General features: G+C 59.5%; 14 protein-coding genes. 2 read left to right on the top strand and 12 right to left on the bottom strand.

Annotation, left to right across the window (positions count from 1 at the left end; genetic code table 11):
* Positions 1–82 precede the first annotated feature (82 nt).
* Positions 83–1,561 (top strand): tagaturonate reductase, encoded by a 1,479-nt coding sequence (locus GXN74_RS03690; RefSeq protein ID WP_162369572.1) that lies wholly within the window; start codon positions 83–85, stop codon positions 1,559–1,561.
* A gap of 4 nt (positions 1,562–1,565) precedes the next feature.
* Positions 1,566–3,071, top strand: coding sequence for a UxaA family hydrolase (locus GXN74_RS03685; protein ID WP_162369571.1), 1,506 nt, complete (start codon positions 1,566–1,568; stop codon positions 3,069–3,071).
* 58 nt (positions 3,072–3,129) lie between these two features.
* Here the strand turns inward: GXN74_RS03685 and GXN74_RS03680 are convergent, their stop codons facing one another.
* The 12 genes from GXN74_RS03680 to citD form a co-directional block, all read right to left on the bottom strand.
* Positions 3,130–3,423, bottom strand: coding sequence for a hypothetical protein (locus GXN74_RS03680; RefSeq protein ID WP_162369570.1), 294 nt, complete (start codon positions 3,421–3,423; stop codon positions 3,130–3,132).
* A 4-nt stretch (positions 3,424–3,427) separates the two neighbouring features.
* Positions 3,428–3,889 carry an acyl-CoA thioesterase gene (locus GXN74_RS03675; protein ID WP_162369569.1) on the bottom strand — a complete coding sequence of 154 codons (462 nt, stop codon included), beginning with the start codon at positions 3,887–3,889 and terminating at the stop codon, positions 3,428–3,430.
* A 110-nt stretch (positions 3,890–3,999) separates the two neighbouring features.
* Positions 4,000–4,827, bottom strand: coding sequence for an undecaprenyl-diphosphate phosphatase (locus GXN74_RS03670; protein WP_162369568.1), 828 nt, complete (start codon positions 4,825–4,827; stop codon positions 4,000–4,002).
* 162 nt (positions 4,828–4,989) lie between these two features.
* Positions 4,990–6,030: an AbrB family transcriptional regulator gene (locus GXN74_RS03665; protein WP_162369567.1), complete on the bottom strand. Its 1,041-nt coding sequence runs from the start codon at positions 6,028–6,030 to the stop codon at positions 4,990–4,992.
* Between the two features lie 77 nt (positions 6,031–6,107).
* Positions 6,108–7,013, bottom strand: coding sequence for a triphosphoribosyl-dephospho-CoA synthase CitG (gene citG, locus GXN74_RS03660; RefSeq protein WP_246208575.1), 906 nt, complete (start codon positions 7,011–7,013; stop codon positions 6,108–6,110).
* A gap of 14 nt (positions 7,014–7,027) precedes the next feature.
* Positions 7,028–8,563, bottom strand: coding sequence for a tripartite tricarboxylate transporter permease (locus GXN74_RS03655; RefSeq protein WP_162369565.1), 1,536 nt, complete (start codon positions 8,561–8,563; stop codon positions 7,028–7,030).
* 16 nt (positions 8,564–8,579) lie between these two features.
* On the bottom strand, positions 8,580–9,050 hold the full coding sequence (locus GXN74_RS03650) for a tripartite tricarboxylate transporter TctB family protein (RefSeq protein ID WP_162369564.1): 471 nt from the start codon (positions 9,048–9,050) through the stop codon (positions 8,580–8,582).
* Positions 9,051–9,089: 39 nt separating this feature from the next.
* Positions 9,090–10,088 (bottom strand): tripartite tricarboxylate transporter substrate binding protein, encoded by a 999-nt coding sequence (locus GXN74_RS03645; protein WP_212505694.1) that lies wholly within the window; start codon positions 10,086–10,088, stop codon positions 9,090–9,092.
* Positions 10,089–10,167: 79 nt separating this feature from the next.
* Positions 10,168–10,725 (bottom strand): citrate lyase holo-[acyl-carrier protein] synthase, encoded by a 558-nt coding sequence (citX, locus tag GXN74_RS03640; protein ID WP_162369563.1) that lies wholly within the window; start codon positions 10,723–10,725, stop codon positions 10,168–10,170.
* Between the two features lies 1 nt (position 10,726).
* Positions 10,727–12,265, bottom strand: a complete 1,539-nt coding sequence (gene citF, locus GXN74_RS03635) for a citrate lyase subunit alpha (protein WP_162369562.1) — start codon at positions 12,263–12,265, stop codon at positions 10,727–10,729.
* Positions 12,259–13,161 (bottom strand): citrate (pro-3S)-lyase subunit beta, encoded by a 903-nt coding sequence (gene citE, locus GXN74_RS03630; protein WP_162369593.1) that lies wholly within the window; start codon positions 13,159–13,161, stop codon positions 12,259–12,261. The genes citF and citE overlap by 7 nt, the downstream gene beginning before the upstream one ends.
* A complete protein-coding gene (gene citD / locus GXN74_RS03625; protein ID WP_162369561.1) occupies positions 13,161–13,457 on the bottom strand; it encodes a citrate lyase acyl carrier protein in 297 nt (98 codons plus the stop codon). The genes citE and citD overlap by 1 nt, the downstream gene beginning before the upstream one ends.

Below are 13,457 nucleotides of genomic sequence, written 5' to 3'. Positions count from 1 at the left end.
TACTTTGTGTATAATCAGCTTAGAGCAAAAGCACCTGCCGTAACCCTACGGCAAAACATCAAACCATGGAGGTAAACCATTGATGCTATCGATTCAAGAGACCGTTAAGAAATCCTATGGAAACTATCCCGAGAAGATCCTTCAATTCGGGGAAGGCAACTTCCTCCGGGCCTTCGCCGACTGGATGGTGGACAACGCCAACGAAAACGGAGATTACCAGGGCAGCATCGTCATCTGCCAGCCCGTCCCCCAAGGCCTCTGCGACCTGGTGAACCGGCAGGACGGCATGTACACCTTGGCCATGCGAGGACTGGAGAACGGTAATCCGGTGGAAAAAACCAGGTTGGTCACTTCCGTCTCCCGCTGCATCAATCCCTACGAGGATTACCAGGCATTGCTGGAAGTTGCCCGCAGCCCCCATCTGGAGGTTGTCCTCTCCAACACCACAGAGGCAGGCATCACCCATCAGCCGGACGACCGTCTGGAGGACACCCCTCCCTCCTCCTTCCCCGCCAAAGTCACCGCCCTCCTCTTCGAGCGCTACAAGGCCTTCGACGGTGCGGCGGACAAGGGGCTCCTGTTCCTTCCTGTGGAGCTGATCGACAACAACGGGACCGCATTGAAGCGCATCGTGCTCCAGTATGCCCGGGAATGGAATCTGGGCCAGGCCTTCATCGACTGGGTGGAAACCGCAAACAAATTCACCAACACCCTGGTTGACCGGATTGTGACCGGATATCCGAAGGACCAGGTGGCGTATTTCGAAGGGAAGTTGGGCTACAAGGACCAGCTCATCGTGACTTCCGAACTTTTCAACCTGTGGGTCATCGAAGGCGCCCAGGATTGGGCCGACATCCTTCCCATCCACAAGAACGAGGCCAACGTCCTGTGGACGGAAGACGCTTCCCCCTACAAGAAAAGGAAGGTCCGGATCCTGAACGGCGCCCACACCTCCACGGTCCTTGCGGCCTACCTTGCCGGCCACGAGACCGTCCGCGACTTCATCGAAGACCCGGTCTTCGCCGGATTCCTGGACGAGACCATTTTCGACGAAATCATACCGACCCTGGACATGCCCAACGAAGAGCTTGTGGATTTCGCAGGCGCGGTCAAGGAGCGTTTCGCCAACCCCTACATCCACCATCGGCTGCTGGACATTTCCTTGAACTCCTGTTCCAAATTCCATGCCCGCTGCCTGCCTTCCCTGACGGAATACGCCAAGCGCAAGGGGACTCCCCCGTCCCATCTTTCCTTCGCTTTGGCGGCGCTGATCCATTTCTACAAGGGCACCCTGACCGACGGGGCCTGCAGCGGCCGCCGTGGGGACGGCACGGCCTATCCCATCCGGGACGACGCCTCCGTACTGGAGTTCTTCGCCAGCGGCTGGGTTAACCTGGAAATCGACGCCCTGGTGGAACAGACCCTGGGGAACCCCGCATTCTGGGGAGGACAGGACCTGAACCTCCTCCCTGGACTGACGGCGAAGGTTGCCGGATATGTCCGGAAACTGGAGTCCATGCCCGTAGCATCCGTCATCGCGACATTGGACCAGGAGGCCTGATTCCATGGAAAAAGAAAAGAACCTCTTCCTGCTCATCAACCCCGCCGACTCCGTGGGCGTGGCGCTCCAGGACCTGCCGGCCGGAACCGTCTGCAAGACGGAGGTCGGTGAGGTGACCCTCCTGTCCGACATCCCCGCAGGGCACAAGTTCGCCCTGCAGGACATCCCTGCGGGCCGGGACATCCTCAAGTACGGCCAGCCCATCGGGCATGCCAGCACGGACATCCTCCAAGGGGAGCACGTCCATACCCAGAACCTGAAGACGAACCTGCAGGACCTGCTCACCTATACCTACACTCCCAACCTGGACCTGATCGGGCGCTTCAGCCAGGCCCATGCGGACCGTTTTTTCGACGGCTATGTCCGGTCCAACGGTTCCGTAGGCATCCGGAACGAAATCTGGATCATCCCCACGGTGGGATGCGTCAACACCACCGCCACCCGCATGGTGGAAGAGGCCCAGAAGCGCTGGGGCCATCTGGTGGAGGGCTTCCACACCTTCCCCCACAACATGGGCTGCAGCCAGCTGGGGGACGACCACGCCACCACCCAGAAGATCCTGAAAGGCCTCATCAACCATCCCAACGCCGCCGGCGTTCTCGTCCTGAGCCTGGGGTGCGAGAACAACAACCTGGACAGCTTCCTGCCCGTGCTTGGGGAATACGACCCGGAGCGGGTCCGGTTCCTGGTCACCCAGAACGTGGACGACGAGTATGAAGCCGGCCTGGAGCAGCTCCAGGCGCTGGCGGAATGCGCCTCCACCATGAAGCGGGAGAAGGTCCCCGCCTCCAAGCTCGTCCTGGGCTTCAAGTGTGGCGGTTCCGACGCTTTTTCCGGCATCACCGCCAACGCCCTGTGCGGACGGCTCACCGACAAGCTGGTCCGCCAGGGGGGAAGCTCCATACTGACGGAAGTTCCTGAAATGTTCGGGGCCGAGACCCTGCTCATGGACCGGGCGGTGACGCCGGAGGTCTTCGACAAGGTGGTCCGGTTGATCAACGACTACAAGGCCTATTTCAAGAAGTACGGCCAGACCATCTACGAGAACCCCTCTCCCGGCAACAAAAAGGGAGGCATCTCCTCCCTTGAGGACAAATCCCTGGGTTGCATCCAGAAAGGCGGCTTGGCGCCGGTTGTGGATGTGCTGGATTACGGGGACCCGCTGCGCACCCAGGGCCTGCATCTGCTGAACGGTTCCGGAAACGACCAGGTCTCCTGCACCAACCTGACGGCCAGCGGCGCCCAGATCATCCTCTTCACCACCGGGCGGGGGAACCCCTTCGGCGCTCCCGTGCCCACCATCAAGATTTCCTCCAACAGCGACCTGTACCGCCGCAAACCCCATTGGATCGACTACAATGCGGGGGAACTGCTGGAGGGCAAGACCTTCGAGGAGGCGGAAAACGACCTCTTCGACCAGATCCTGGAGGTCGCCTCGGGCAGGCAGACCATGAACGAAATCCACGGCTACCGGGAGATCTCCATCTTCAGGGACGGGGTCATCCTATAGGAAACAGTGCGACAGGAAAAAGGGCATTCGGCGATCAGCGCCGAATGCCCTTTTTCTGTCAGTCCTTCTTCTTCCTGCTCCTGAAGATCCCCACGCCGCCAAAGCCGCTGATCACCGCCATATAGAACCCCAGGTCGTAGAACCAGCCGGTGTTGTGCACTTCGTAGACCCGGATGGACCGGTCGAAGAAGCCGATGATCAACGAGACCGGCGCCAGCCAGCCATGCCACACACCCCAAAAGAAGCCCGCTGGATTCGCCAGGGTGTTCCTTCCGTCCCCCGGAACGCAACCGGCCAGCAGCAGGACGAGCAGGACAAGCAGGGCCGTCTGCAACATTTTTCTTCCTAACATTTTATCACCTCCCCGGGGATGCCCTTTTTTTCCGGACTTCGTCCCTGGCCATTGCGGCCATGAACCTGTCATGCAGCTCCGGAACGGTTTTCTTGACCGAAACCGGCCTTCCTTCCCTGTCCAGGTAGCAGTGCTTCGTTTTCGCCACGGCGCAGCGCTCCCCTGTGGCCAGATTGACGATTTCATAACCCAGGGAATATTTCACGCCTGTGAACTCCTTCACCCAGGTGGATATGGACACCGTGTCCCCGAAACGGACCATGGCCTCATACCTGCAGTCCACCTCCAGCACCGGGCTGATGACCCCCAGCTCCTCCAGCTTCTTGTAGGGGAAGCCCATCTGGTCCATATGGTCGATCCTGGCCTCCTCCAGCCAACGGATGTGGTTGCTGTGGTGGACCACCCCCATCTGGTCCGTCTCGTAGTAGTGGCATTTCCTGCTGTACGGCTTGAACCCTTGCGTCATCGTCTCCCCCTATTCTTCTGGATGCCATTCGGTTGGCTCTCCGTCCATTATACTCCTGTACACCACTCCCTTCAAGGAAGGAAAATGGTCCGAGGGGACGGTTCCAAAACCTACGCCCCTAGAAGGAAGTAGGCCATCACCAGGACCCCCAAGGCAATCCGGTACCAACCGAAGACCTTGAAGTCATGGTGTTTGATGTACCCCAACAGGAACTTGATGGCCAGGACCGACACCCCGAAGGCCACCACCATCCCCACCCCCAGGACCGCCATCTCCGTCCCCGTGAAGGAGAAACCGAACTTGACCAGCTTCAGCGCACTGGCGCCGAACATCACCGGGATGGACAGGAAGAAGGAGTACTCCGCCGCGATGAACCGGGAGGTGCCCAGCAGGATTCCTCCGATGATGGTGGCCCCCGAGCGGGAGGTCCCCGGAATCAGTGCCAGCACCTGGAACACCCCGATCAGGAAGGCTGTCTTGTACCCCAGGTCATGGAAACTTTCAATCCTTGGGGCACGGCCACGGTTCCTGTTCTCCACCAGGAGGAAGAGGACACCGTAGACCACCAGCATCAGCGCCACCGTCTGGTAATTGTAGAGGTGCTCGTTCAGCCAGTCGTCGAAAAGCAGACCGATGACCGCCGCGGGCAGCACACCCACCAGGACCTTCAGCCAGATCCCCAACGTATCCTTCTTCTCCTCCCAGGTCTTGGAGGGGGCAAAAGGGTTCAGCTTCCCAAAAAAGAGGAGCACCACCGCTAGGATGGCCCCCAGCTGGATGACCACGAAGAACATCTCCTTGAAGGCATCCGAGGCGTCCAAACGGACGAATTCCTCCACCAGGATCATATGCCCGGTGCTGCTCACCGGCAGCCATTCGGTGATGCCCTCCACCACCCCCAGCAGGATCGCTTTCAACAGTTCAATGAACAAATTCATGTCTCACAACGCCTTTCTTCTCCAATGCCGTTGGACAGCCTGCACTTGCACACGCCGCCTGGTCCAGTTAGAAGTATAACAGACCCCACCGGGAGAAGGCAACCCCCTCTGCATCCGGATGGTACGGAAGAACCGTCCCCCTGTTCCACCCTTGCATCATTTTCATGCTGTCAGCACCAGGATGAGGGTGGGGAAGATAGCGATGACGGACACCAACCGGACGGTGTGCATCATCAGCACCGAAGCGGTGTCGCAGGACATGTCCTCGGACAGCATGGCAATCTCCTGGATTCCGCCCGGCGTCGCGCAGAGCAGCGCCGTCGCCAGATCCATGGAGGAGAACCTCCGGATCACCAGGCCCAGGCACAGGGTCATGACAAGGAGGCCCACCGTCAGGATGAGTACGGGAAGGGCCAGCCCGGACAGCTGTTGGAGCGTGTCCGAAGACATCCTGGTCCCGATCATGGCCCCCACCCCGACCTGGGTCCAAAACCGCAGGTTCCTGGGCACACAGCCGCCGGGAGTCATCATATTGAAGGCTCCGCTCCCCAGGACGGCCCCGATCAGGCCGCCCGCCGGAACCCCCGCCCCCATGAGGAGCACCCCTCCCAGGGAGGCGGCCGCCAGGGTTCCGGCCATCCTTTTCCAGCTGCCACCGCATCCACGGACAGGAGGGGGCAATCGGACCGGGTTCGGCACCGTCTCCCTCCCCCGCCCAAGCATCCGGAAAAACGGCGGATACAGGAGGTAGATGCTGAACAGGCGGAACAGTTGCATCACGGACACGGTCGCCATGTCGGCGTCCAGTTCGTGGGCCACCAACGCCATGTCCGAAAGTCCTCCCGGTGCGACGGAAAAAAGCGCCGTTGCCAGGTCGATGCCGCAGGCCTCCGCCAATACATAGCCCATGAGTACGCTCATGCCCAACATGAACGCAACCATGGCGGCCATCACCTTGTACATGGAACCGATCAGCAGCAGATCCCTTTTCCGGAACGAATGCCCCAGGTAGGCCCCTCCCATGATCTGCATCACCGGGCGGGCCAAGGCAGGGACATCCGCCTGCCGGAAGAGGATGCCCAGCACCGCAACACACAGGATGGCTCCTACCATGGCGCCTGCCGGCATCCGCAGCCTCCTGCCCAAGGCCCCTCCCATGGCACCCACGGCCAGAGTGGCGGCAATCCACAAGTATGTCTCCACGCAAACCACCTCCTCTTCTTGAAAAACACAAAATCAAGCGGTTGCCAACGGCAACCGCTTGATCCAACTGCAACATCCTATACTTCTTCCCGTGCGGTCTGCACATCCAACAGGTGGAAAAAGATGGTGACGGCAAGGAGGTCGGCCGCACCTCCGGGGCTGATGTTCCTCTCGATGAACAGCCGGTCCAGTTCCAGGATGGACTCCCTTCCCGCTTCCGTGAACACGCCCCCAAGACCCAGCACCTCCTGTGCCGCGGCCTGCACCTCCTCCAGAACCCCCATGTCGTGCCTGTTCAGGACATTGGTGTCCTCCAGCACGGCCATGATATGGAACAGGACCTGTACGAAGATATCGTTGATCGGATGGCCGGAACGCTCCATCAGCTCCTTCATGACCGGATAGCTCACGTCGCGGACGATGGGATACCCCTTCTCGGCCTCCCCCCGGATCCCCTTGATGCCATGCTGCAGATAGAGCTTTTCCCCTGCGGTATGGAAGGCTTTGCCCTCCACGCCCTTGAAGTCCTTGTCGCAAATCCCCTCCGTCAACGCGCAGACCACGCTGCAGATGTCGTGGATGTCCGGATCCGGACATCCACTCCTGCATAGGGAGTAGGCGGCCGCCGAAACGATGATCCCCAGGGAGAAGATCAGCCCCTTGTGGGTGTTGACGCCGTTCGTGGCGTCGAACATGCTCCTCTCCGCCTCCAGGCCCAGCCCCCGCAGGATGCCGAACAGCTCCCTGCAGTCCGCCTCCCCGGGGCCGGTGGAATCCAGATAGGACTGGGTCTGGTGGCTGCATTGGAAGAAATAATGCGCCAGGGAGGCACTGCTGCCCATGAAGGTGAAGATGTCCATGTCCCTGTGGGCACCGGAATTCCCCCGGTCCACCAGTCCGGGCTTGGGCGTCGCGGTGACTTCATACAGCATCGCCTGCACCGCATACTGGCTCAACCTCTTGCTCAAACCAACATCTCTCATTTTCATCTTTCCTTTTAGACGCCGCCGTCCTCTCCATCCATGAAGCTTGCCACAAGGGGCTTCCTCTTGGATGCGATCCATTCCTTTACAACAGGGAACAGGATGGATACGGCGATGATCAGAATCAGGGAAACGGAAATCGGCGACTTCACAAAAATCGAATAGCTTCCGTTGGAGATGGACAGCGCCTGCCGGAAGGCGACTTCCATGGTGCCTCCGACGATGACGCCCAGGATCATGGGGGCTGTGGGGATCTTCACCTTCTCCATTCCCAGTCCCAGCATGCCGAACAGGATCATCAGGTAGAAGTCCAGGGTGCTGTTGCCGATGGCGTAGACGCCGATGAACGCCAGCCCCAGGACGATGGGATACAGGATTCTGGGGGGCACCGACAGCACACGGACCAGGACGCCTGCCAAGGGGATGTTCACGATTCCAAGGATCAGGTTTCCGACGAACATGCTGGCGACCAGTCCCCAGGCCACATCCGGATTGTTGGTGAAGAGCAGGGGACCGGGCTGCAGTCCCAGCATCAGGAGCGCACCCATCATGACCGCCGTGGTTCCCGAGCCGGGAATCCCCAGGGTCAGCATGGGGATCAGCGCACCCACCGAAGATGCATTGTTTGCGGCTTCCGGGGCCGCCAACCCCACGATTTCCCCTTTGCCGAAATCGTCGGGGTTCTTGGAGAGCTGTTTTTCATTGTTGTAGGCCATCAGGGAAGCCATGGTGCCGCCGGCACCGGGCAGGGCCCCGATGATGAAGCCAAGAGGCGTGCTCCTAAGGATGGGCCGCCAGCACTTCTTCCAGTCCTCCTTGGTGATCCAGATCTTGCCGAACTTGGTCTGCATCTTGACTTTGCCTTCCTGGATGCTCTTGTAGCTCTTGAACACTTCCCCCAGGGCATAGATGGCGATGATGACGATCAGGAAGTCGATGCCTCCCTGGAGCTCCATGATCCCGAAGGTGAACCGGTTGGTGCCCGTCTGGGCGTCCAGTCCCACCGTGGCGATCATCAGCCCGATGAACATGGAGATGAATCCCCGGACCACGTTCTTCTTGGACATGGACGCCGTCATGGAAAGCGCCGCGATCATCAGCAGGAAATATTCCGCCGGTCCGAATTTGATGGCGAAGCGGGACACGGGGGCTGCGATGAAGACCATCATCACCGCAGCGATCAGTCCCCCGATCAGGGAGGCGATCCCCGACATGGCCAGGGCGGCCTCCGCCCTTCCCGTCCTTGCCATGGGATACCCGTCGAAGGTTGCCGCAAGGGCGGCGCCGTCCCCCGGGGTGTTGATCAGGATGGAGCTTCTGGATCCGCCGAACATGGCGCCGTAGTAGATGCCGCACATGGTGATCAGCGCAGCCGTGGGACCCATGGTGAAGGTCATGGGCAACAGCACCGCAACACCCGTTGCAGGCCCGAGTCCAGGCAGCATGCCTACGATCGTGCCCAGCACGCCTCCCAGGGTTACCCAAAACAGCATCTCGGGTGTCAATGCGACCTGAAAGCCCATCAACAGATTCTGAAAAATATCAAGCATGGATTCTACCTCCTTTCTATATGTCTAAAAACGGCATGGTGGGCAGCGGTATGGACAGCAGGTTGGAGAAGAGCAGATAGACCCCGATGCTGAAGGCAACCGATACGGTAATGTTGGACCTCCAGTGCTTCCTGCCGTTCAATGCGAACATCACGATCATCATGAACAGGGATGTGGCCAGAACGTAGCCCAGTCCTTGGAACGTCAATGCGTAGAGGACGGCGGCGGCGCAGCTGATGAAGATCAGCTTGCCTGTCTGCGTCACCTTGAAGCCTTCCTGCTTTTCAACACCCTTTTCCTTCTGTTCCCTGATGCCCATGATGATGGACAGCAGTCCCAGGATGGTCAGTATGCCCCCCAGGAAAAGGGGATAGATGACAGGTCCCATGGGGTTGCCCACGGTCGACCTGGGCAGGCCCCAGGCCCCCAGGGTGTAGGTCAACCCAAAAACCGATGTGCCGATTCCGGCTTTCAAATGCTTGTTCAATCGATTCACCTCGTAATTGTCCCCGTAGGGGTTATTTGTTTACTTCTTCAGCATTCCGATCTCGTCCAGGATCACCTTGTACTCTTCATTGTATCGGTCCAGGTTCGTCTTGAACTCCTCCGATTTCGCAAAGGTCTGGGACCATCCGTTTTTTGCGCAGGCCTCGCTCCACTCCGGTGCTTCCACCATGGTCGCCAAGGTCTCTTCCCAGAAAGCCACCGCTTCCGCAGGCATGTCCTTGGGTCCGAACAGTCCCCTCCAGTTGTAGAACACCGCGTCGATTCCCTGCTCCTTCAGTGTGGGAATCTCTCCGATCACGCCTTCTCCCGCACGCTCCTCCGCTGTGGACGCCAGACCCACCAGGTCGCCGTTTTCGATCAGCGCGGAGACGTCGGCAAGACCGGTGGACAGCATGTCGATGTGTCCTCCCAGGAGCTGGGCCGCCCCCTCATTGTTCTGGAAGCTGATGTAGTTCAGTTTCTCCAGGTCCTCGATTCCCGCAGCCTTGGCGGCCACCAGGAATTGCAGATGGTCCATGCTGCCCGCGGCGGAGTTGCCCCCGAACTTCACGCTGGTGGGGTCGGCCTTCAGGGCCTCCATGACCTCGTTGATCGTCTTGTACTTGGAGTCCTTGGAGACGACGAAGGCGCCGTAATCCGTCATCAATTGGGCGATGGGTGTGAGCTCCTCATAGCCGTATTCGGAGGAACCATTCAGGTTGATGAGCAGCAGCGGGGGAGAGTAGATTGTGAGCACCCGGTCCTCTCCCACCTTCTTCTGGAGGTCCGCCAGGGCGACTCCGCCGCCGCCGCCGGGCAGGTTGGTCACAGGCATCGGCACGGAAACCAGGTCGGTGTCCTGCAGTGTCTTCACCACGGTGCGCATGGCCGTGTCCCATCCGCCGCCGGCGCCTCCCGGAACCACGCAATCGATCTTGCCGGTGGGGTATTCCCCCGATTTTTCTCCGCATCCCGTCAAAGCCAGTGCCGCAACCGCCGTCAGCGCAACCGCCGCCATCATTTTCTTCATCTTCACCATTTTTCTAATCCTCCCGATTTTCAATGTATTGTTTGGTTTCCTCTGTATCTTGTCTATCTTGCAAGCCGCATCTGCGGCTTCAAATAGCTTGCGTGTCGCCTGCCTGCACCGCTTCCCGGTACATCTCCTCCATGCGCTCCAGGATGTCCTTATGGGCATGCTTCCGGCTTCTGGCACAGACTGCGGCTTCTTCCCCGCAGAGCAGGCATTTTCGCTTCTCCAGGTGGAACAGGCTCCTTGACAGGATGTTCCCCTCCTGGTCCAGGACGTCGATATCCAGGAGCCTTCCCACCGGCCGGCCTTCCTCCACCTTCAGCGCTTCCCTTTTCAATTCCATGGGGGGAATCCCGATGCAGTAGTACCCTTCCGTTCCGGTGTTCTTTTCAACGATCTCCCTATGCAGCAGCGGCATGTTTTGCCCGCGTACCATTTCCAGGATCCATGCATCCCCCAGGGCGTGCAGGTTTCTGGACAGCAGGGTCTCCTTGCATGCCCCGGGCATGTTGACCATGAAGGATATCAGGGCGCCCCCATACCTTAGGAGTAGCTCCTCCTGCTTGCGCTTCCTCCGCTCCCTCGCCTCCAGCAGCTCGTCCAGACTGACCGGCCTGCCGGAGGGATCCTTTTTTGCTCCCATCCTATTTTGCCACCTGTCGGATGACGTCGATGACCGAGCCGTCCCTGTAGTTGACGACGCCCACAATCCTGTCTTCCACCCGGATCTCCCGGGGAACCCCTGTCAGCTTGTAGGCCCGCTCCTTAAGGTCCTCTATGGAACAGACCGGCAGTCCTGACTTCATCAGGCGCTCCTGCAGTTCCGGCCGGAGGGGGTTGACGGCGATTCCCTGGTCCGTCACCAGCACATCCACCGTTTTTCCGGGGGTGATGATGGTATGGACCCGGTCGCAGACTGTGGGGATCCTTCCCCGCAGCAGGGGGGCCACGATGATGGTGACGCAGGCCCCCGCAGCCGTATCGCAGTGGCCTCCCGAGGCTCCCCGGATGACCCCGTCGGAACCGGTCATCACGTTCACGTTGAAATCCACATCGATCTCCAGGGCGCTCAGGATGACCACGTCCAGCTGGTTGACCGCGCTTCCCTCGTCGTCGGGGTTGGCATAGTATGCGGCGCTGATCTCATAGTGGTTGGGGTTTTTCCTTAAGGACTGCACGGCCGTCAGGTCGAAACTCTGTACGTCCAGCAGCTTGCCGATCAGGCCTTCCTCATGCATCTTGACGATCTGTCCGGTGATGCCTCCCAAGGCAAAACTGGCCTTGATGTCCCGCCGGGCCATCTTTTCGCTCAGGAACCTTGTTGTCGCAAGGGAGGCCCCTCCGGAACCGGTCTGCAGGGAGAACCCGTCGTAGAAGTATCCCGAGGCTTCCACCACATCCGCCGCATGCCTTGCAATCAGCAGGTCCCTGGGGTTCTTGGTGAAACGGGTCGCCCCGGACATGATTCCCGCGGTATCCCCCACCTTGTCCACCACCACCACATGGTCCACCTGGTTCTGGGGGATGCTGAAGGGGATGTTCGGACACTCCACCAGGTTGTCGGTGATCATGACGACGTGGTCGGCGTATTCCGCATCCACCTTCGCATATCCCAGGGAACCGCAGGCGTTCTGTCCCGTGAATCCGTTGGCGTTCCCGTAGACATCGCAGGAGGACACACCCAGGAAGGCCACATCGATGTGCAGGTCCCCGTTTACGATCGCCCGGGCCCGGCCTCCATGGGAGCGGATCTGGATGGGGATTTCCATCATTCCGTTGGAGATGAATTCCGCCAGCCCTCCCCGGAGGCCGCTGGTCTCGAACTTACGGATGACCCCCTCCCGCACCAGGGGGATCAAGGCCGCGTGCACGTCCGTCAGGGAACTGGCGGACACGATCAGGTCCTTGAACCCCATGGAGGCAAGCTCGTTCAACACCAGATTTATGGTCAGGTCGCCACTGCGGAAATGGTGGTGGAAGGAGATCGTCATCCCGTCCTTCAGTCCGACGGCTTCCACCGCCCTCTTGATGGAAGAGATGATCTTCTTGCGGTTCGGATAGACAAGCCGGTCCTGGAACCTGTCCAGATCCTTGACGGACCCTTCCTTGAATTTGTCGAACAGCTTCATCTTTCCGTAACCTTCCAGATATTCGGGGATTTCCCGATCGACTGCATTCAGCATAGCACTTCACCACTTTCCGGATTGTACGCCCTGGCGACAACGGCCAGGTCAAGAACCCTTTTTGCCCTGTCAACAATTGGTTTGTCTATCATCTTCCCGTTTAGGGAAATCACACCGGACCCCTTGGCCTCCGCCTCCTTGATGGCTTCGATGACGTTGAGTGCGTTGTGGATCTCCTTGCTGCCAGGAGTGAAGATCTTGTGCACCGGATCGATCTGCCGCGGATTGATTACCGACTTCCCGTCGAATCCCAGCTGTTTGACCAGCGCCGTCTCCCGAATCAGGCCTTCCTCGTCATCCACATCCGAAAAAACGGTATCGATGGCGGAGATGCCCGCCGCCCTGGCAGCCACCACAATCTGGCTCCTTGCCATCAGCAGCTCCACGCCCTCCTTCGACCGGGTGGTCTTCAGGTCCGTCACATAGTCTTCCGCGCCGATGGCGATACCCACAAGCCGTTTGCTGGCTTTGGCGATGGGATAGGCGTTCAGGATGCCCAAGGCACTCTCGATGGCCGCGAACATCTTGATGGTTCCCACCTCCATGCCGATCTCCTCCTCGATGCCGGTGATCAGCCGGTCGGCTTCCATGACATCCTCCGGCGTTTCCGTCTTGGGAAGCCGGATGATGTCCGGCTTCGCCCGGACAATCGCATTGAAATCCTCCAGGCCATAGGGTGTGTCCAGGCCGTTCACACGGACCACGGTTTCCTTCCTTCCATAATCCATGGTACGCAGCGTCTGGTAGACCAGGAAACGGGCCGAGTCCTTTTCGTGTACAGAAACCGAATCCTCCAGGTCGAACATGATGGAGTCCGAACCATAGATGTGGACATCCCGCACCATGCCGGCGTTGTTGCCCGGCGCATACAGCATCGTACGCCTCAATCGACTGATCATCGCCCGACCTCCCAATTGTATTTCACATTCCCGCAGGCTCTGCTGACAGCAGTTCGCACCCGTGCGATCACCGTACAGTCCAGGGCTCCCTTGTCCTCAATGCTCACCTTGCATCGTTTGACGCCATACTGACGCAGGACGGCCAGGGCCACCTCCTTGATTTCCTCTCCGAACTGCTGCTGCACCGTGCTTTTCAATTCCAAATGGATTCCATCCTCCCCGGATTCCTTGATGGTCACCATCAAGTCGCTGGACTCCAGCGTGCCGGCAATGCCTGTTTTTACGATGTCCAT

Origin of the sequence: Anaerotalea alkaliphila (assembly GCF_010179735.1) — a bacterium.
Taxonomy (GTDB): Bacteria; Bacillota; Clostridia; order Lachnospirales; family Vallitaleaceae; genus Anaerotalea; species Anaerotalea alkaliphila.
The sequence above is the reverse complement of the archived record's forward strand: the minus strand, read 5'-3'. Positions and strand labels throughout refer to the sequence as shown.